20 protein-coding genes are annotated in these 20,682 nt (G+C 41.8%); 1 reads left to right on the top strand and 19 read right to left on the bottom strand.

Annotated elements, in window-relative coordinates; genetic code table 11:
• Positions 1-78: 78 nt before the first annotated feature.
• From AC6CHU_RS09265 to rpsU, 8 genes are all read right to left on the bottom strand, one after another.
• The gene (locus AC6CHU_RS09265) at positions 79-1,041 is read right to left on the bottom strand and encodes a PhoH family protein (RefSeq protein WP_159864959.1); all 963 of its coding nucleotides are present in this window, start codon (positions 1,039-1,041) and stop codon (positions 79-81) included.
• Complete coding sequence (gene yqfD / locus AC6CHU_RS09260) at positions 1,038-2,231, bottom strand: sporulation protein YqfD (protein ID WP_159864956.1); 1,194 nt, start codon at positions 2,229-2,231, stop codon at positions 1,038-1,040. Before yqfD ends, AC6CHU_RS09265 begins: the two co-directional genes overlap by 4 nt.
• An 18-nt stretch (positions 2,232-2,249) precedes the next feature.
• Entirely contained in the window at positions 2,250-2,540 is a 291-nt protein-coding gene (yqfC, locus tag AC6CHU_RS09255; RefSeq protein WP_048010289.1) for a sporulation protein YqfC, read from the bottom strand.
• A gap of 62 nt (positions 2,541-2,602) precedes the next feature.
• Positions 2,603-3,082 carry a YqfB family membrane protein gene (locus AC6CHU_RS09250; protein ID WP_159864953.1) on the bottom strand — a complete coding sequence of 160 codons (480 nt, stop codon included), beginning with the start codon at positions 3,080-3,082 and terminating at the stop codon, positions 2,603-2,605.
• A gap of 33 nt (positions 3,083-3,115) precedes the next feature.
• Positions 3,116-4,114, bottom strand: a complete 999-nt coding sequence (gene floA, locus AC6CHU_RS09245) for a flotillin-like protein FloA (RefSeq protein ID WP_159864950.1) — start codon at positions 4,112-4,114, stop codon at positions 3,116-3,118.
• A gap of 20 nt (positions 4,115-4,134) precedes the next feature.
• Complete coding sequence (locus AC6CHU_RS09240; protein ID WP_159864947.1) at positions 4,135-5,466, bottom strand: NfeD family protein; 1,332 nt, start codon at positions 5,464-5,466, stop codon at positions 4,135-4,137.
• Positions 5,467-5,978: 512 nt separating this feature from the next.
• Positions 5,979-6,422 carry a GatB/YqeY domain-containing protein gene (locus AC6CHU_RS09235; protein WP_159864944.1) on the bottom strand — a complete coding sequence of 148 codons (444 nt, stop codon included), beginning with the start codon at positions 6,420-6,422 and terminating at the stop codon, positions 5,979-5,981.
• A 15-nt stretch (positions 6,423-6,437) separates the two neighbouring features.
• On the bottom strand, positions 6,438-6,611 hold the full coding sequence (gene rpsU, locus AC6CHU_RS09230; protein ID WP_009333009.1) for a 30S ribosomal protein S21: 174 nt from the start codon (positions 6,609-6,611) through the stop codon (positions 6,438-6,440).
• 239 nt (positions 6,612-6,850) lie between these two features.
• Between rpsU and AC6CHU_RS09225 the strand changes: the two genes are divergently transcribed.
• Complete coding sequence (locus AC6CHU_RS09225) at positions 6,851-7,771, top strand: Na/Pi symporter (protein WP_159864942.1); 921 nt, start codon at positions 6,851-6,853, stop codon at positions 7,769-7,771.
• Between the two features lie 125 nt (positions 7,772-7,896).
• Here AC6CHU_RS09225 and deoC read toward each other — a convergent pair whose 3' ends face one another.
• The 11 genes from deoC to AC6CHU_RS09170 all read right to left on the bottom strand — a co-directional run bounded on the left by deoC (position 7,897) and on the right by AC6CHU_RS09170 (position 20,670).
• Positions 7,897-8,568, bottom strand: a complete 672-nt coding sequence (deoC, locus tag AC6CHU_RS09220; protein WP_159864939.1) for a deoxyribose-phosphate aldolase — start codon at positions 8,566-8,568, stop codon at positions 7,897-7,899.
• A gap of 360 nt (positions 8,569-8,928) precedes the next feature.
• Entirely contained in the window at positions 8,929-10,281 is a 1,353-nt protein-coding gene (mtaB, locus tag AC6CHU_RS09215; RefSeq protein WP_159864936.1) for a tRNA (N(6)-L-threonylcarbamoyladenosine(37)-C(2))-methylthiotransferase MtaB, read from the bottom strand.
• A gap of 6 nt (positions 10,282-10,287) precedes the next feature.
• Positions 10,288-11,037 carry a 16S rRNA (uracil(1498)-N(3))-methyltransferase gene (locus AC6CHU_RS09210; RefSeq protein ID WP_251283721.1) on the bottom strand — a complete coding sequence of 250 codons (750 nt, stop codon included), beginning with the start codon at positions 11,035-11,037 and terminating at the stop codon, positions 10,288-10,290.
• 122 nt (positions 11,038-11,159) lie between these two features.
• On the bottom strand, positions 11,160-12,098 hold the full coding sequence (gene prmA / locus AC6CHU_RS09205) for a 50S ribosomal protein L11 methyltransferase (RefSeq protein ID WP_159864933.1): 939 nt from the start codon (positions 12,096-12,098) through the stop codon (positions 11,160-11,162).
• A gap of 20 nt (positions 12,099-12,118) precedes the next feature.
• Positions 12,119-13,237 (bottom strand): molecular chaperone DnaJ, encoded by a 1,119-nt coding sequence (gene dnaJ / locus AC6CHU_RS09200; RefSeq protein WP_159864930.1) that lies wholly within the window; start codon positions 13,235-13,237, stop codon positions 12,119-12,121.
• Between the two features lie 97 nt (positions 13,238-13,334).
• Positions 13,335-15,164, bottom strand: a complete 1,830-nt coding sequence (gene dnaK / locus AC6CHU_RS09195) for a molecular chaperone DnaK (protein WP_159864927.1) — start codon at positions 15,162-15,164, stop codon at positions 13,335-13,337.
• A 25-nt stretch (positions 15,165-15,189) separates the two neighbouring features.
• Complete coding sequence (gene grpE, locus AC6CHU_RS09190) at positions 15,190-15,801, bottom strand: nucleotide exchange factor GrpE (RefSeq protein ID WP_159864924.1); 612 nt, start codon at positions 15,799-15,801, stop codon at positions 15,190-15,192.
• Between the two features lie 96 nt (positions 15,802-15,897).
• Entirely contained in the window at positions 15,898-16,929 is a 1,032-nt protein-coding gene (hrcA, locus tag AC6CHU_RS09185; RefSeq protein WP_251283671.1) for a heat-inducible transcriptional repressor HrcA, read from the bottom strand.
• Between the two features lie 111 nt (positions 16,930-17,040).
• Positions 17,041-18,174: a radical SAM family heme chaperone HemW gene (gene hemW / locus AC6CHU_RS09180; RefSeq protein WP_498121336.1), complete on the bottom strand. Its 1,134-nt coding sequence runs from the start codon at positions 18,172-18,174 to the stop codon at positions 17,041-17,043.
• A 120-nt stretch (positions 18,175-18,294) separates the two neighbouring features.
• Positions 18,295-20,130 carry a translation elongation factor 4 gene (lepA, locus tag AC6CHU_RS09175; RefSeq protein WP_498121334.1) on the bottom strand — a complete coding sequence of 612 codons (1,836 nt, stop codon included), beginning with the start codon at positions 20,128-20,130 and terminating at the stop codon, positions 18,295-18,297.
• Between the two features lie 195 nt (positions 20,131-20,325).
• Positions 20,326-20,670: a YqxA family protein gene (locus AC6CHU_RS09170; RefSeq protein WP_159864915.1), complete on the bottom strand. Its 345-nt coding sequence runs from the start codon at positions 20,668-20,670 to the stop codon at positions 20,326-20,328.
• Between the last annotated feature and the right edge of the window lie 12 nt (positions 20,671-20,682).

Here is a 20,682-nt window from a genome sequence, read left to right as displayed (position 1 = left end):
CAAATAATTCCATAGTAATTAATTCCCTATTTTATCAATCATAGAAAAAACCGCCAAAAACGGCGGCTCACAGGTTCATTAACTATCTTCTTTTTGGTATGCCTGAATAATCCTGGCTACAAGCGGATGCCGCACAACATCGCTTTGTTCCAAATGAACGAATGAAAGCCCGCTTACACCCTTGAGTATGTCTTCTGCTGCGATCAGGCCTGATTTTGCACCCTTTGGAAGGTCAACCTGTGTTCTGTCTCCGGTAATAATCATTTTTGAACTAAAGCCCAGCCTCGTCAGAAACATCTTCATCTGCGCCTGAGTTGTATTTTGCGCTTCATCAAGAATGACAAAGGCATCATCTAATGTCCTTCCGCGCATATAAGCCAGCGGTGCAATTTCAATCGTGCCTCTTTCAATCATTCTTTGTGTGTGCTCAGCACCTAATATATCATGCAAAGCATCATATAGAGGCCGTAAGTAAGGATCGACTTTCTCCTTCAAATCCCCCGGCAGAAAGCCAAGGCTTTCACCGGCTTCGACGGCAGGACGGGTAAGAATGATTCTTTTCACATTCCCATTTTTCAAAGCATTAACAGCCATGACAACTGCCAAATACGTTTTTCCTGTTCCTGCTGGTCCTATGCCAAAAACCAGGTCATTTTGGCGGATTGCATGAATGTATTGACGCTGTCCTAATGTCTTAACACGAATAGACTTTCCTTTTGCATTTTTTGTGATTTCTTCTTCGTATAAATCACTGAAATACTCTAGTGTTCCCTTGTTAGCCATTTGAAGAGCATACATAACATCTCTCTGGCTTATATTTATTCCTTTCCGGATTACATAAAGCAGTTTATCCAGAACCTTTCCAGCCAGTTCTACCTTGTCCATTTCACCAGACACATAAACGGATTCTCCCCTGGTTACTATGGAAACATTCAGTTCTTGCTCAATAATTTTCAGGTTTGCATCTGAATTGCCTAATAATGCAATGGCTTCATTAGGATCTTCAAGCTGCAGGTTCATTGTTTTCAAGTCTTCTGTCATTCCGAATCTCCTTGAATAATTGGTTGTCCTTCTGCAATATTCTCAATAATTTGGAAATGTATTGCTATAGTTACTTTACCATTGTCAATTGATTGGTGCAAAACTTTTTCTCCCTTAACCTTAGCATTTTCATCTAAGCTGCTTTTTATTTTTTTTCTTGCCAAATCTTTCGCAGCTTGAAAAGCCTCTTTATTAGAATATATTCTCGTGACTTGCTCTCTTTCACGGAATGTCTTATTTACGTATGAAACAGGCAGTTTCCATTTAAGGAATTTTACTTCTTTCTCATTTTCCTCTATTTCATACTCCTCAAACTCCGGTTTTCCAAATCCCCATATAGGAATCTCAAGATTTCCGATTGTGATGGCATGCTTAACTTTTTCATTGCCGCTGAAGACCTTAAAGGTGCTCTTAAGCGGTAGAATAACTTCAGATTTATACCATGTCTCCCCGAAAACCTCTCCTTTTGAAGGAACAGTCTCTGTTTGTCCTTCTTTCCCAATTATCCCGGAGACTAAAAGCTGGCCCGGCTGAACATGATCGTGAATATCGACAACCGGACGGCCTTCTTCAACAAACATATCTACAATGACAGCTTTCTTCTTTGCTACCAGATGACGCGGGCTTAAATACTCGGGTTTCTCAGGTTCATTTTTCTCAACTACCTGTAAATGGTAGGTTGTCCCTTTTAACTCCACGCCAACCCAGGTGATTGCCTCAATATTGTTGGAAAGTGTCCGCTGAATAGACTCCACGTTCTCTACAAAAAACTGCAGCTTTCCTTTTTTAACCCCCATCCTGTCCAATTCTTTAATAATCTGATATTCAGTTGCAGGATTTGCCCCCTTAATCTGTATGCCCCAAACCATATTGGATAAAAGGAGAATGACAGCAAAAAATGCGAGGCCACCAGCTGCAAATCCGCTGTTTTTCAGCAGCCTTTTCATAAGGAATGGTGCTCCTGCCCGCTGCAGGAACTCGATTTTGCAATCGCTGTTCCTGGCGTGGCTCCTTATTTTTTTTGCATCAGCCAATTTCATTTTGAAGGTGACTGATTGTGTTCCATGATTCTTCACATTCCAGATATTGATGCCGCTCCGGGTAAGTGTATTAATAAATCTCTCTATTCCTTTTCCGCTTGCTTTTACTGTTACGAGGCCCCTATAAAATTCAATCCACTGGTTCTTCATTTCCTTCCCCCTGAATTCTTAATCAGTGTCTGTAATATAAGTTACTGAATCAACTTTTCCCTCTAGCAAGATTTCTTCGGGCAATATCGTTTTTATGACGAAGGCTTTCCCTCTTATTAATAGCTGTCCCTGCTTTAGAAGCAGTCTTAATTCCTTATCTGAAAAAGCCAGTAATCCCCTGTGATTTTCTATATAGATATGGATTTGCCCAATCATTGTAATGCGGGGCAGGTCCATCATGACATCTTGAGGAAGCTCCATATTTTTAGTCATCCAGCCGCGGACGAATTGTCCCCACTTTTTTGCCATAAAAAAAGAACCCCCTTTCATCTCATATTTATGAAATGAACGAAGGTTCTAGCACTTATTTTTTACCGCTTTCGGTTAAGGGACCTGTGAGGATTTTTTGACCTTGGCGGTCCAAGAATTTCAGACCAGATAATTCCGTCAACCAGCGCCTGTTTCCGAGGCTCGAATTTTCCGGCTCCTGAGGCTTCCGCAGGGTATCCTGCTGATATATCGGCAGCGGTTTTCGATATTGCACTTGCTTTTCTTTCAGCAGCTCTCTGCTGATTCTGGAGAGCCTTCATACTTTGTTCTGCATGCTGTTTACTCTGCCTGTATTCTTCCGCTATTCTTCTGGACTTCTCTTCCATCTTCCTTTTTTCCTCTTCCAGCACTTCAGCCATTACAGGATCTGCAGCAGTTCTTTCTGCCTGTGTCCGATTCTCCTGCCGAGCTGAACGGGGAGCCTGTTTAACAGGCTTTTCCTCCTTCTTTTTTTTGAAAAAGGAGGAAATGAAGGCGATTATAGCAATGAGAATAAAAGGATTCTCCAATAAAAATTCCAAGAGAGTTTCCTCCCTTCTCCCAATATGGGATCATTAGTCATTTTTACGGCCATTTTTGCCGTCATCACTCATATTGCCAATTGAATCTCTCATTTCGGTATCTGCCGAGATGTTTTGGATATTCATATAGTCCATTACCCCGATATTTCCGGAACGGAGAGCTTCTGACATAGCAAGCGGCACTTGTGCCTCTGCTTCCACAACCTTCGCTCTCATTTCTTCAACACGGGCTTTCATTTCCTGTTCCTGAGCAACGGCCATTGCACGCCTTTCCTCCGCTTTGGCCTGGGCAATCTTCTTGTCTGCTTCAGCCTGTTCAGTCTGCAGTTCTGCACCAATATTTTTGCCGATATCCACATCTGCTATATCAATCGACAGAATTTCAAAAGCAGTGCCTGCATCCAGACCTTTTGAAAGAACAGTCTGAGAAATCATATCCGGATTTTCAAGTACTTTCTTGTGATCTGTCTGCGAACCGATTGTAGAGACAATCCCCTCACCGACACGTGCCACGATTGTTTCCTCACCCGCACCTCCGACCAGACGGTCAATATTGGCCCGGACTGTGATTCGCGCTTTAGCCTTTACTTCAATACCATCCATCGCCACACCGGCAATAAAAGGAGTTTCAATTACTTTTGGATTAACACTCATTTGAACTGCTTCTAAAACGTCACGCCCTGCCAGGTCAATGGCTGCACTGCGTTCAAAGCTTAAATCAATATTTGCACGATGTGCTGCAATTAATGCATTGACTACTCTATCAACATTTCCTCCTGCCAGGTAATGGCTCTCCAGCTGATTTGTTGTTACTTCAAGTCCCGCCTTGTGAGCTTTGATTAACGGGTTAATAACACGGCTTGGGATTACCCGGCGGAGCCGCATTCCAATTAATGTAAAGATACTGACTCTGACTCCAGCTGCCAATGCTGATATCCACAGCATAACCGGTACAAATGTGAATAATATCCCCAGTAATATAATACCGAGAACAACGGCAACCAATATTGCTACTGTTCCTGCTTCTAACATAACTTTACCTCCTGATGATTTTATTTATCTAAATCAAGATTAGATATTTCTCTGACAACAATACGCGATCCTTCAGCTTTAACAACTTTTACTTTTGCCCCTTTAAGGATAAAAGCTCCCTCGCTGACAACGTCAATTCTTTCATCCCCTATAACTACAGTGCCTGAAGGCCTAAGAGCAGTGAGTGCGTAACCCTCAAGGCCTATCAGTTCTAGCCTGCTCTTGTTTGAAATATACCCTTTTTCAGTATTGGTGCTATCGGTCAATATAATTTTTTTAAAGAATTTCATCTTTTTACCAAACACCTTTATCATTAATATAGATGCCAATATTGAAACTCCTATAGCAATTAAAATAGACATTCCCATATGGGCCACATTATCAGAAGCCAGGAAAAGGCTCCCGAGTATTGCAGCGACACCGGCTATTCCTGCAATTCCTCCAGGAAGGAAAAACTCGGCTATGATTAATCCAATCCCTATTACAAAAAGAATTAAAGTCTCATATCCTGCCAGTCCGGCTACCATATGACCATAAAAGAACAAAAGCAGGGATGATAATCCCATTAATCCAGGGATGCCGAAACCCGGTGAATAAAGCTCCAGAACCAGCCCTAGGCTTCCAATAGATAATAGAATTGGGATGACTACAGGATGGGTAATAAAACGGGCTATCTTTTCCGCAAAGCTTTCATCAATTATCTGTATATTAGCTTCTTCAAATCCGAGCACTTCCAGTAATTCCGCCCGAGAATCCACCGTGCCTTCCGAATAGCCTACCTGTTCAGCCTGTTTAGCTGTGAGAGTAAGAAGCTTTCCTTTCGGTGCCCCCAATTCAGGCAGGTCTACCGATTCATCTGCCATAGCAAGGGCATAAAGAGGATCTCTGTCAGTTTGTGAGGCTGCACTCTGCATTGCCGCAAACCAGTATGACTCTGCTTTCTTGCCAGCCGTATTTCCCTGTTGGTCAATAATTGCGGCTGACCCCATTGTTGATCCGGGCACCATGTATATTTCATCCGTATTTAAAGCTATATACGCACCTGCAGATAAGGCCTGCTTATTGACAAAAGAAATTGTTTTTACATTTGTAGAGGTTAACAGCTTGCCAATTTGACCGGCTGCATCCACTGCCCCTCCAGGTGTATTTATTTCAAATATTATGGCTGATGCATTTTCTTCTTCAGCTGTTTTCACCGCCCTGCTTAAAAATGCATATAGCCCTTTTTCAACCGTTTCTTCAATTGGAACAATCAGCACTTTATCATTATCTGCTTTTCCTTGAAAAGGGCTTACCAGCAGCAGCAGAGCAAAAAACAATGAAAAGGCGGTTATTGCTCTTCTGGCAATCAAAAACCTTCCCCCCTTTATCCGTAAAATGACTTCTAATATGTATTTACGATTGAATCATTAAAAAGTTTCATTTTTATTTTTTTGATGGCTCTTTTCGTATGAATTGTTGTTTTTCGCTTATCAATGTTTTCCGTTGATTGCAGCGAAGGGATGCTCAAGCGTTCTGCAGGGCGGGCGCCCGAGCCTCCTCGACGCTACGCGTCTGCGGGGTCTCACCTGTCCCGCTACTCCCGCAGGACATTGAATATGCTTCCTTTAGTACACACCGCACGAAGAAAATGCGCATGCATTTTCGAGGTTCACCCACCTTCCGCTACAATCAACTCAGTAAATACAATTCAAATACCAACAAACTTTGCGAAAAAAGCCTTTTTGATAATTTCTAATTTCAAAAACTTATCCAATTTTAGTATAACCCAGAAACGAATGGAATTCATTACATCAGCACATTGCTGGGCAAAAAAGTAAAAAAGACCGTCAGCCAATGGCTTTCGGTCTTTTAATGCAAAGTTTTATGAAAGGTGTTGTTGTACAAGTTTATTTATAAGTGAACCATCTGCTTTGCCTTTTACCTTAGGCATGATAGCAGCCATCACTTTTCCCATATCAGCTTTTGAAGAAGCACCTGTTTCTGCAACTGTTTCTGCCACAATTTTTGAAACTTCCTCTTCAGAGAGCTGTTTTGGCATATATAATTCGACATACTGAAGTTCAGTACGAATTTTTTCAACAAGATCTTCACGACCTGCTTTTTCAAATTCATGGAGGGAATCCTTGCGTTGTTTAACTTCGCGAGAAAGGACAGTTAGCTCCTGATCTTCAGTAAGATCTTTACCAAGCTTGATTGCTTCATTTTGAAGCGAAGCTTTAATCATACGAATAACAGTAAGCTTTTCTTTTTCTTTATTCCTCATCGCTTGTTTCATATCTTCATTTAAACGCTCGAGAAGACTCATTACATACACCCTCTCTTACCACTTACGCTTTCTAGCAGCCTCAGACTTTTTCTTACGTTTAATACTAGGTTTTTCGTAGAATTCGCGCTTTCTTGCTTCCTGCAAAGTACCAGTTTTTGATACTGAACGTTTGAAGCGACGAAGAGCATCTTCAAGCGATTCGTTTTTACGAACGACGGTTTTAGACATTCTCTTTCCCTCCCTCCGAGCACAACACACTTACATCAACAACATGGTTTATTCCATGTACCTTGCAATTATAATATAACAGCTTATCAAGGTCAACAGTATTTAGCCTGCTGCGGGATTGATTTTTATTAGATTGTGCTTATTTAGTACCCCATTCCTGACAAGCTAAACAATTTTTCGCACATAAGCATGTCCCGGCAGGCTGTCCCATAGTATTAAATGTAGGGGGTGAATGCTGCTTGGTCCAGCTTTTATTATTTTTTCTGCTAATCGGGTTATTTATTTATGGTATGACACTTTTGCGATCAGGCCTATTTAATTTATCTGCCGGTTCCTTAAAGAATTGGCTGGCAGTTATGACAGATTCACCTTGGAAAGGCACTGTTATCGGCACAATCGTCACAGCTGTCCTGCAGAGCAGTTCAGCTGTAATGATCATAACAATTGGAATGGTTTCTGCACGGATGCTGACTTTTCCCCAGACGATCGGCATCATATTGGGAACCAACATAGGTACGACGTTTACGACAGAATTAATCACATTTAATATTGAATCGTACATTATTCCGCTGGCTGGCGCCGGAAGCATCATGGCTGTACTGAAGAATAAGAGCTTGCGGAGCTCCGGTCTGGCATTGCTTGGTTTATCAGCGGTTTTTACAGCAATGCGGGGTTTTGAATATCTTGCCGGTACTGTAAAAGATAATGAAATGGTTAACCACTGGCTGCTTACTTTGGATGGGAATTATATGTTCGCTGCGGCTGCCGGAATTGTGATTACGGCGATCATTCAATCAAGCACAGCAACCACCGGCATTATTATGGGATTTTTAACAGCTGGCGCAATGGATTTGGATACCGGCATTGCCATAATGCTTGGATCTAATATAGGCACATGCGCAGATGCATATCTGGCATCGATAGGTTCAGGAAAAGAAGCAAAGCTGACCGCCTTTGCCCATATATGGCTGAACTGTTTAGGTGTCGCAGCCTTTTATCCTTTTATTCATGCCCTTGCTGTCTTCGGAGAGAGTGCAGCCGGTTCTCCAGATGTGCAGCTTGCACATATTAGTGTCTTATTTAATGTAATATCTTCACTGCTTGTTCTTCCATTTGCAAATCAGTTTGGAAGATTCGTCATCAGGCTGCACGGCCGATAAAAAAGCAAAAAAATGCCGGATACCCCCGGCATTTTTAAAAGCAAATATATTATTTTAGATGTTGACTACTGTCCAGCGAAAAGCGTGGCCTGCATAAGGTCATAAGCGGGCACCTTTTGCCTTTCTTAATAATCTGAATCGCTAGTTAATCCGTTGACTATAGCAGCGCCAGAGCTTGCTCCAATTCTCGTTGCACCTGCTTCAATCATTTTCTGAGCATCATCTGCACTTCTTACTCCGCCCGAAGCTTTTACGCCAATATCGGGTCCTACAGTTTTTCTCATAAGAGCAATATCCTCAGCTGTTGCTCCGCCTGTTGAGAATCCTGTAGATGTTTTAACAAAGTCAGCACCAGCTTTTACAGATAGCTCACACGCTCTAACTTTTTCTTCTTCAGTTAGAAGGCAAGTTTCGATAATCACCTTGGTTAATGCTTTTCCTTTTGCAGCATCAACAACCGCACGGATGTCACGTTCAACAAGTTCATTGTCCCCGCCTTTTAAAGCGCCAATATTAATGACCATATCTACTTCTGTTGCTCCGTTTTCAATGGCATTCTTTGTTTCAAATGCTTTTGTTTCAGGTGTAGAAGCTCCCAGCGGGAAGCCGATTACTGTGCAGACCTTCACTTCGGTTCCACCAAGCAAGTCGCTTGAAAGTTTAACCCATGCCGGATTAACACAAACAGACGCGAAATTATACTCTTTAGCTTCTGCACAAATTTTTTCTATTTGGTCTTTAGTTGCATCAGCTTTAAGTAATGTATGATCGATCATTTTTGCTACGTTATTTGTCATTTTAACTACTCCTTTTAAAAACAGTTGTACGTACCTCTTCATAATATCACTTAGATAATAAAATATCGAGCACAATTTATATATTTTGTAATCGTTTTCGAAAGTAGTTTTCCCAAAAGATATTAATTAATTTATTATAAAAAAGGCTCATTTTATATATATAGCTCTTATATCTAATGTTGTCCCCAATTTGGGGGTTCATCAGTCCCGCTGCTCCCGGGATAGCCTCGAATTATTTTCATTGCGTTGACACGAAGAAAGCAAATGCTCTTCGGAGTTCCCATACCTTCCGCTGCTAACAACTTAGAGAATATCCTTGCAAAGGCAGACAAAAAAAGGAACTACCCTAAGGTAATTCCTTTAAACTGCCGCCTCTTCTGTTTCGATCAATTCATCAAGGACTCTTACAAACTGACCTTCATTGTATGGGTAACCAGCTTTGGTAATTTTCACTTTTACAATCTGGCCGACCATTTCTTCTGTTGCAGGGAAGACGACTTTCAAGTAATTGTCAGTGTATCCGACAAATAAATTGCTATCACTGCTTTCCTTGAAGCTTTCCTCTGGGATCACTTCCAGAACCTCACCTTCATACTGAGATGCATATTCTTTTGCAAGCTGATCTGAAAGGGCAATCAGGCGATGAACACGCTCGTTTTTGACTTCTTCATCGATCTGATCGTCCATTCTCGCCGCAGGTGTTCCTGTTCGCTTTGAATAAGGGAATACATGAAGCTCGGAAAATTTATGCTCTTTAATAAAGTTGTAGGTTTCCATAAATTCTTCTTCTGTTTCCCCCGGGAAGCCAACAATAACGTCCGATGTAACAGCCAGACCGGGAAGAGCTTCCTTCAAGCGATCGAGACGCTCAGCAAAAAACTCCATTGTATATTTGCGGCGCATTCTTTTAAGAACCGTATTTGAGCCTGACTGCAGAGGAATGTGCAAGTGTCTTACCACGACCTTGGACTTATCCATAACTTCAATGACTTCATCGGTAATTTGGCTGGCTTCAATAGAAGAGATTCTTAGACGTTTGAGCCCTTTTACCTGAGCTTCCAAATCCTTAAGAAGCATAGCCAGATTGTAATCTTTCATGTCTTCGCCATAACCGCCTGTATGAATTCCAGTCAGAACGATTTCTTTATAGCCTGCATCAACCAGCTGCTGAGCCTGGCGGATGACTTCTTTCGGATCCCTGGATCTCATTAAGCCGCGCGCCCAGGGAATAATGCAGAATGTACAGAAATTATTGCAGCCTTCCTGAATTTTAAGGGAAGCACGTGTCCGATCTGTAAATGCGGGAACATCAAGCTCTTCGTAGACACGATTCTTCATGATGTTTCCTACGCCATTAATCGGCTGCCGTTCTTGTTTATACTGCTCGATATATTCCAGCATTTTCACTCGATCCTGAGTCCCTACAACGATGTCTACTCCAGGTATCGCCATGATTTCGGCAGGTGATGTTTGAGCATAACAGCCCGTTACACAGATAACAGCATCAGGATTTTTTCTGATTGCCCTTCTGATTACCTGGCGGCTTTTCTTATCACCGGTATTTGTAACCGTACATGTATTTATTACATAAACATCTGAAACAGATTCGAAGTCTGTCCGTTCATAGCCAGCTTCTTTGAACAGCTGCCAAATGGCTTCTGTTTCGTAATGATTGACTTTACAGCCAAGTGTATGAAATGCAACTGCAGGCATTTAAATTCACCCCATTAATTCAAAATGATAGGAAACAGCTGACAGCAAATACAGTGGCGCTGTCTCTGTCCTTAAAATACGCGGTCCCAAACCGCAGGCAAGAAAGCCTGCTTCGAGCAACAATGAAACTTCATTATCTGCAAGACCGCCTTCTGGTCCGAATACAACTAAAAGGGATTCTCCTTTGTTCATGGAAGAAAGTGTTTGATAAAGCACAGAGTCCTCTCCCTGTTTTGCTTCTTCCTCAAAGGCAATCAATCTATATGAATAATCTGCTGATATTTTCAGCAATGACTTTAAATCAAGCGGCGCATATACTTCAGGCACTATGCTCCTATGTGACTGTTCAGCAGCTTCTTTAGCAATCTTCTGCCATCTCTCTGCTTTTTTCGCAGATTTCTTCGCATCCCATTTTACTACTGAACGAGCTGAAGTAAAAGGGATAAAACAGCGCGCTCCAAGCTCAGTGCCCTTTTGAATGATCCACTCCAGCTTATCCCCTTTAGGCAGTCCGCTCACAATAGTAATATCGGCAGGCAGCTCAGAAGACCCTTCAATCCATTGTACAACTTCTGCAGCCACATGTTCATCGGTAATTTCTGCAATTGTGCAAAGTGCACTATTTTGGGATGGATCGACACAGATAATTTTGTCGCCTTCCTTCATCCGCATTACCTTCACTATATGATGACGGTCTTCCCCAATAATATGAAAGTACTTATCTTTAACTGCATTTTCTGTGAAATACCGCTGCACAATCGGCACCCTCTTTCCAACCTGTCCAAGTTCATTTAACTGTAAAAAGGAGGGTAAGTTCATTACCCCCTTTTTCCGGTAAATGTCCGGCTCCGTTCCTCTAGAAACATGAGCCTTTACAACTACTTTCTCTTTGCCACAATGGCAACCCAATCTTCCATTTGTATGGTCTCTTCTATTTCGAATCCTGCAGCGGAAATTGCATCTCTTACTTCCTGTTTCTTCTGCTGGATAATACCTGAAGCAATGAAGTATCCGCCTTCCCTTACCACTGACGCAACATCATCTGTAAAGCGGAGAATCACTTCTGCAAGGATGTTGGCAACGACCACATCTGCTCCCTTGCTTACGCCATCAAGCAGGTTTCCTTGTGATACTTCCACTATATCCTGCACTTTATTCAGCTTAATATTTAACTTAGCTGAATTTACTGCAACTTCATCAAGATCCAGGGCTTTTACCCTCCCGGCACCCAGCATAGCTGCAGCAATGCTTAAGACACCCGATCCTGTTCCTACATCTACAACTTTATCGCCCTGTTTTACTGTTCTTTCAAGTGCCTGGATACACATTACCGTCGTAGGGTGAGTTCCGGTTCCAAAGGCCATGCCCGGGTCAAGCTCTATGATGAGCTCATCACTGCTGACAGGTGTGTAATCCTCCCATGTCGGAACAATAGTAAAGCGTTCTGAAATTTTTACAGGGTTATAATATTTTTTCCAGGCAGTTGCCCATTCTTCCTCGTTGACCTCACTGATACTGACTTTATTTGCACCAATATCGATGTTGAATAAAATGAGGTTATTGATTGCTTCTTTTATTTCATCAACTGTTTCTCCAAGGAAACTGTTTACTGGCAAGTATGCTTTTACAATTACGCCTTCTTCAGGATAGTCCTGCGGATTGAGCTGGTAGATTTCACCGAATTGATCCTTTCTTTCTTTTACAAGTTCTAAAGGATCCTCTATTACAACTCCGCTTGCTCCGGCTTCATGCAAAATATTCGAAATCGGTTCAACAGCTTCATTTGCAGTATGAATACTGATTTCTGACCATTTCACTACTACCAACTCCCATTCCTTTATTCACCTTTAAAGGCTCGTTTTACTTTAGAAAAAAAACTTTCTTCCTGTTCTCCCTGCGGAACTGTTCCGCTGACTTCAGCAAACTCGCTTAAAATCTGCTTCTGCTTTTCGGTCAGCTTTGTCGGAGTAATAATACGGACAATAATATGCTGATCTCCTGTTCCGTATCCTCTTACATTTGGCACACCTTTTCCTTTCAGGCGGAATTTCGTTCCTGTTTGTGTGCCTGAAGGGACTTTAAGCTTTACTTTTCCATGCAATGTCGGCACTTCGATTTCATCACCAAGTGCAGCCTGCACAAACGTTATAGGCATTTCACAATAAACATCATCGCCATCACGCTCAAAAAACTCATGTGATCGCACATGGAATACAACATAAAGATCGCCTGGAGGGCCTCCGTTCACACCTGGTTCACCCTGGCCAGCCACGCGCAGCTGCTGTCCATCATCAATGCCTGCAGGGATTTTCACGTGTATCTTTCTGCGTTTCTGCACTTTACCGGCTCCACGGCAGGTAGAACACTTTTCTTTGATTTCTTTGCCGGTACCATTACAGTAATGGCAGACTCTTCTATTTACTATCTTGCCAAATGGCGTATTTTGTTCAACATTCAACTGACCTGATCCATGACAATGACGGCAGGTTTCCGGCTTCGTTCCCGGCTTGGCGCCTGAACCGCTGCAGGTATCGCACGTCTCTTCACGAGGAATTTCAATATCGGTCTCTTTGCCAAATACTGCTTCCTCAAAGGTTAAAGACATAGTGTATTGTAAATCTGCACCCTGTCTTGGTGCGTTAGGATCACGCCTGCGTGAACCTCCGCCGAAGAAGGTGCTGAAAATGTCTTCAAAACCTCCGAAACCTTCAAAACCAGCTCCACCAAAGCCCTGATTAGGGTCCGTATGGCCAAATTGATCATAGTGTGCCTTTTTCTGGTCGTCGCTTAGGACTTCATATGCTTCTTTAACTTCCTTGAACTTCTCGTCTGCATCAGGCTCTTTGTTGATATCTGGATGATATTTTTTTGAAAGCTTTCGATAAGCCTTCTTAATTTCATCCTTGGATGCACCCTTGCTGATTCCGAGAACCTCATAGTAATCCCTTTTACTCATGATTACCACTCCCCGATCATTTCACATAAAGATTATTGTATCAAAAATAAAAGCCAAAGCCAAGAAAGACCTGACTTTGACTTAAAAGATTCAGAGGTTATTTATCGTCTTTAACTTCTTCGAACTCAGCATCAACAACATTATCGCCGTCATTTTTGCTTTCGGCACCATCTGCGCCTTGAGCACCCTGAGCAGCCTGCGCCTGCTCATAAAGCTTCATTGTTAATGCCTGGACAACTTCCTGTAAAGCATCTTTTTTGGTGCGGATTTCATCCAGATCATTCTTTTCAATTGCAGCTTTTAATGCATCTTTAGCTTCATTTGCTTTGTTCACTTCTGCTTCATCCACTTTGCCTTCAAGATCTTTTAGAGTCTTTTCAGTAGTGAATACCAGCTGGTCTGCTTCATTGCGGAGTTCAACTTCTTCTTTGCGCTGCTTATCAGCTTCAGCATTTTCTTCAGCTTCTCTTACCATTTTTTCAATTTCTTCATCAGATAATCCTGTTGATGATTTAATTGTAATGGCTTGCTCTTTGTTTGTGCCCAGGTCTTTAGCACGTACGTTTACGATACCATTTTTATCGATATCAAAAGACACCTCAATCTGCGGAACGCCGCGCGGAGCAGGAGGAATATCCCCTAGCTGGAAACGGCCAAGTGTTTTGTTATCCGCTGCCATTGGGCGCTCCCCTTGAAGAACATGAATATCAACAGCAGACTGATTATCAGCAGCAGTTGAAAACACCTGAGATTTCGATGTTGGAATAGTTGTATTGCGTTCAATCAGCTTTGTGAACACCCCGCCCATTGTTTCAATTCCAAGAGACAATGGTGTTACGTCCAGAAGGACAACATCCTTTACATCACCAGTGATGACACCGCCCTGAATAGCTGCACCCATTGCTACAACCTCATCAGGGTTAACTCCTTTGTGCGGTTCTTTTCCTGTCTCTTTTTTGATTGCTTCCTGTACAGCAGGAATACGAGTTGAACCCCCGACAAGAATAACTTTATCGATTTCTGAAGGAGTCAAACCAGCATCCTTTAATGCCTGGCGTGTAGGCCCCATTGTACGTTCAACAAGATCTGCAGACAGCTCATCAAATTTAGCTCTTGAAAGTGTTACTTCCAGGTGTAAAGGTCCTGCTTCCCCAGCAGTGATAAATGGAAGTGAAATTTGTGTTGATGTTACACCGGAAAGATCCTTTTTCGCTTTTTCTGCAGCATCTTTTAAGCGCTGAAGAGCCATTTTATCTTTAGAAAGATCAATGCCGTTCTCTTTTTTAAATTGCTCAACCAGGTAATCAATAATAACCTGGTCGAAGTCATCTCCGCCAAGACGGTTATCCCCGGCAGTGGATTTTACTTCAAATACACCATCGCCAAGTTCAAGAATTGATACGTCAAATGTACCGCCGCCAAGGTCATAAACAAGGATTGTCTGGTCTTCATCCATTTTATCAAGGCCATATGCCAAAGCTGCAGCAGTAGGCTCATTGATGATGCGTTCCACTTCCAAACCGGCAATTCGGCCTGCATCCTTCGTTGCCTGACGCTCAGCATCATTGAAATATGCTGGCACTGTGATTACCGCTTTTGTCACTTTCTCGCCAAGGTAGTCTTCTGCATATGATTTCAGGTATTGAAGAATAATAGCAGAAACCTCTTGCGGAGAGTATTCTTTTCCTTCAACTTCTGTTTTATAGTCTGTACCCATATGGCGTTTAACACTCATAATGGTGTTCGGGTTTGTAATAGACTGGCGCTTTGCCACCTCACCAACCTGACGCTCGCCGTTTTTAAACGCTACAACTGATGGCGTTGTACGGTTGCCTTCCGGATTTGGAATTACTTTCGGTTCGCCGCCTTCAAGTACTGCGACACATGAGTTTGTTGTACCTAAATCGATTCCGATAATTTTGCTCATGTTCTTTACCTCCCCAAATATGTAGTTATTGATTTACTTTAACCATTGATGGGCGAATGACCCGATCCTTTAACTTGTAGCCTTTTTGGAACTCTTCCACCACAATATTGGAATCAAAATTCTCATCTTCCACCTGCATTACTGCCTGGTGCATATGAGGATCGAATTCTTTCCCAACTGCCTCAATCTGTTCTGCGCCTTCTTTTTTAATAGCCTCCACCAAGCTTCGATAAACCATTTCCATTCCTTGAAGAATAGATTTAGCCTGTTCATTTTCAGCTTCCATTTGAAGGGCTCTTTCGAAATTATCAAGCGCAGGCAGCAAATCAGAGATTAAGCTTTGTGCTCTATATTTTTCAGACGCTTCAAAGTCCAGCCTTGCACGGCGCCGTGAATTTTCAAAATCAGCCTGAAGGCGGTAGATGCGATTTTCAGCCTCTTCCAGTTTGGCTTCCAATTCAGCTATTTTTGCATTTGCTGCTTTTAGCTCAGCATCAGTTTCCTCTTCAGGACTTTCTTCTGCTTCATCAGCCTCTGCAAACACCTCTTCAATAGGAGCCTCATTTTCAGTTTCTTCAGGTTCGTTGGTTTGCTCATTTAAATCATGGTTCAATGTCTCTTTCTCTTCTGCCAACATGTTCACCTCCCTTAAAGAATGACTGCAGTATTGATATAAAAAAACATAAGGAAAGGAGTGGAAAGGTTTTTCCACCCTTAATCAATATCTCCACCATCATCTGTTTTGATACAGTTTAGATAAAACAGCTGATAAGTCAGCACTGATATAGTTCAATAAGCTAATGACTCTTGAATACTCCATTCTGGTAGGTCCCAAAATCGCAATTGTGCCGAGCTGTTCGGCGCCGATTGAATAGCTTGCTGTTATCAGGCTGCAGTTTTCCATTGCTGAATTATTATTTTCCCGGCCGATTTTAATATTGATCCCTGACTTGTTTTTACTGATTAAGTCATATATGCCTTTTTCCTGCTCGATCATATTCATGAGGTTTTTTACCTTTTCAATATCATGAAACTCGGGCTGGCTGAGCATATTTGTTTTACCGCCAAAGAAAAGCTTATCATAGGCCGGTATCTTTATTGTATCAGCAATTGAATTCAGCATTAAATCATAATTATTGATATGCTGCCTTAAAAGAACGGCAACCTCTTTATACAACTTATTGTTTAGACTTTCCAGCGGTGCACCGGCAAGACGGTCATTAAGGATATTAACGACCTTTTCCAAATCACCTGCATCAATGTTTTCCGGCAAGTGGAACATCCTGTTTTCAACATGGCCAGTATCTGTGATAATAATTGCTATCGCTGTTTCTTTATTCAAGGGAACGATCTGAATTTTTTTCAGCTTGTTATCCCTAACTGCAGGCCCGAGGACTATGGATGTATAATTTGTCAGCTCAGATAGAATTCTTGCCGATTTTTGAACAATTTTCTCCAGCTCATAAATTCTTTCCGCAAAGATCGACTGTACTTTGTGGATGTCATGCTGATTTAATTTTTGCGGGGATAAAAGGTGGTCCACGTAGTAGCGGTAACCTTTCTCAGAAGGAATCCTCCCCGATGAGGTGTGTGTTTTTTCAATAAATCCAAGTTCCTCTAAATCAGCCATCTCATTTCTGATCGTTGCGGAACTAAAAGAAATTTCTTCTTTTTTCGACAGAGTTCTCGACCCGACTGGCTGTGCAGTTTGAATAAAATCATCAACAATTACTTGAAAAATTAATAATTGACGATCTGTTAACACAGTTATCACCTCTGTTAGCACTCTTTGTCCCTGAGTGCTAATTCTACTAATAAATTATCAAATCATACGTGCAGTGTCAATAATTTGGCTTCCTTTTTTCCAGAAGCAATCTTACCCTATAAAGGACTGGAATACTTCATTTCCAAGGAATCGTCCTTGCCTTGTCAATTTAATATACTCTTCCCCGACAATAATTAATTCCTTTTCGGAGTGTTGTTTAATTTGAACTTCAAAGTGCTCCAGCGGGTTCTTGCCAAATTTCTTTTTAAAACGACTTATTGAGACACCTTCTGTTTTTCTCAGTCCAAGGAACATTTCCTCTTCCATCTGCTCTTCCTGCGGCACCTTATGTTCTTCGAGTATTGGAAGCTGCCCATTTTCAATTGGCTCCATATATTTTTTCAGAGGTCCGTGGTTTGATCGGCGATTCCCATCTACATATCCATGTGCACCTGCACCAAAGCCGAAGTACGATTCATTATCCCAATAAGTGATGTTATGCCTGCTCTCATAGCCAGGCTTAGCAAAATTGCTGATTTCATATTGAGCAAATCCATGTTTGTCCATTTGTTCCATCAATAAGTCATACATTTCAGCTTCCACATCTTCTCCGGGAACTGGCAGTTTACCTCTCCTCATCAAATTATAGAATACCGTCTTGGGCTCAATAATCAGGGAATAGCCCGAATAATGATCAATATCCAATGTGAATGATGTTTGAAGTGTATCTTTAAAATCCTGAAGTGTCTGGCCGGGAAGGCTGTATATCAGATCAATGCTGATGTTATCAAAACCTACTTGTTTTGCAGCATCAATTGATTGAAAAACATCTTTTGCCCGGTGTGACCTTCCAATTCTTTTTAAAAGTTCATCGTTGAAGGTCTGTACGCCAAAACTGAGCCTGTTGACTCCGGCATCATGCAATATTTGAAGCTTTTCCTTAGAGAGATCTCCCGGGTTGGCTTCGAAGGTATATTCTGTGAATTGGTCATAGGGAAGCTGCCTTTTAATAATGCTGCACAGCTGGCCAAGCTGTTTCTCATTCAGCGCAGTAGGTGTCCCGCCTCCGACAAAAATGGAATCCAGCCGGGATGCCGGTGTTTCTCTCAAAGCAAGATCCATCTCTTTATCAATAGAGTTAAGGTACTCTCCAACTGGCTGGTTCTTTAAATACACTTTATTAAAATCACAGTAATGACAGATATGTTCACAAAATGGAATGTGTATATAAGCTGCTTTAATCATTTATTTCACTACTTTCATTAGTCAATCAACATTCATATACAGCAGTTTCCTAAATAAAAAGAGGCTAGAGCTGTTATTATTATGACAGCATATCTAACCTCTTAAAACAAAGCAAATATTTTACTTTTTAGGTGTGTTATCGTCCATTTTTAAAACTGCCATGAACGCTTCCTGCGGAACTTCAACAGAACCAACCTGCTTCATCCGCTTTTTACCTTCTTTTTGCTTCTCCAATAATTTACGCTTACGGGAGATATCTCCGCCGTAGCATTTAGCCAATACATTTTTGCGGATGGCTTTAATGGTTGAGCGGGCTACTATTTTTTGGCCGATTGCGGCTTGAATAGGAACCTCAAACTGCTGACGGGGAATTAGATCTTTTAACTTCTCAACGATGACTTTTCCTCTTTCATAAGCAAAGTCCTTATGGACGATAAAGCTTAATGCATCTACCTTTTCTGCATTTAACAGAATATCCATCTTAACAAGTTTAGATGGCTTATATCCAATTAATTCATAATCAAAAGATGCATATCCTTTTGTATTGGATTTCAGCTGATCAAAGAAATCATATACAATCTCTGATAAAGGAATTTCATATATAATGTTTACTCTAGTTTCGTCCATGTATTGCATATCAATAAAGATTCCGCGTTTTTGCTGGCAAAGCTCCATTATGGCTCCCACATAATCATTTGGCGCCATCATTGTAGCTTTTACATAAGGTTCTTCCACACGGTCAATCTTCTGTGGGTCAGGCATATTGGACGGATTATCTACTTTAACCTCAGTGCCATCTGTCATGATAACATCATAAATAACACTTGGTGCTGTTGTAATCAAATCTATTTTGAATTCACGCTCAATCCGCTCCTGGATGATTTCCATGTGGAGTAATCCCAGGAAACCGCAGCGGAATCCAAATCCGAGCGCCTGTGAAGTTTCCGGTTCAAACTGAAGGGCAGAATCATTTAGTTCCAGCTTTTCAAGTGCTTCACGCAGGTCGTTGAACTTGGCACTATCAATTGGATATAGTCCGCAATAAACCATCGGATTCATCTTTCTGTATCCAGGAAGAGCTTCAGCCGCACCGTTTTTCGCACTTGTAATGGTATCCCCCACACGTGTATCTCCAACATTTTTAATTGCAGCGGTTAAAAAACCAACATCCCCAACAGACAATTCAGGCAATGGCGTGGATTTTGGCGTGAACACACCAACCTCTGTAACTTCAAACTCTTTGCCGGTTGCCATCATTTTAATTTTGTCCCCTACTTTTACCGTCCCCTCTACCACACGAATATAGGCTACTACACCGCGGTATGCATCATAAAGGGAATCAAATATAAGTGCCTTTAGCGGGGCATCCGGATCCCCTGTTGGAGCAGGCACTTTTTCGACGACCTGTTCAAGGATTTCTTCAATTCCGATTCCAGCCTTTGCTGAAGCAAGCACTGCTTCTGAAGCATCAAGGCCGATAACTTCCTCGATCTCATTTCGAACCCTCTCCGGATCCGCACTAGGCAGGTCAATTTTATTGATGATTGGAAGAATCTCAAGATCGTTATCCAGGGCCAGATAAACATTCGCAAGAGTTTGCGCTTCAATCCCCTGAGCTGCATCGACAACCAGAATGGCTCCTTCACAGGCTGCAAGACTTCGGGATACCTCATAGGTAAAATCGACGTGCCCTGGCGTATCTATTAAGTGGAAAGTGTATACCTCTCCATCTCTGGCTTTATATTTTAACTGAACGGAATTCAGCTTGATCGTAATGCCGCGCTCTCTTTCAAGATCCATGGAATCCAAGAGCTGAGCCTTCATTTCGCGTGACGTCAGCGCATTGGTCTTCTCAAGAATCCTGTCGGCCAATGTGGATTTTCCATGATCAATATGCGCAATGATCGAAAAATTCCTTATTTTCTCTTGCCTTTTTAATCTCTCTTCACTGTTCATTGTTAATATTTCAACTCCTACTATAGAAAAGCGCAAGCGCCTAATAACAGGCGCCTGGGGCTAAGTGTGGTCAATTTTAAATAGTCCTTTTAGTTTATACACTATTTTTGATTATATCAGTAGGTTTGTGAAGATTCAATGCTAAGCTTTACACCATTAATCTTCAAAAAAAATTAGGCTGCACTCCTGAGCAGCCTAATTCCCTGTTATTAAGTCTGTGATGAATGCGACCGATTTTTCTGTCAGCTCTGATATGCCATCGGATATGCTTTTTCCTAAAGATGAAAAGATATTGTACGCTTTCATTTCTTCAAGCTTTTCTCTTTTCTGCTGCAAATCATGGCTTGACATATCATTCCCCAGGACAGATGCCTGAACTTCACCTTCATCGGTTTCATTTATAGTCAGCGCACTTTTAAAATCACTGTCCTGGAAGCCCTTCATTCTGTGAATTCCTTCATTTGCCTGCTGCATTCCGAATAACACAGATACAAACATAAGAGCTGCCAGAAAAAAAGCTTTAAGCATAAACATTTTCATTTCGCATCATCC

This window comes from Cytobacillus sp. GQ23, from assembly GCF_059758675.1.
Note: the sequence above shows the minus strand (reverse complement) of the source record. Positions and strands in the feature narration are given on the sequence as shown.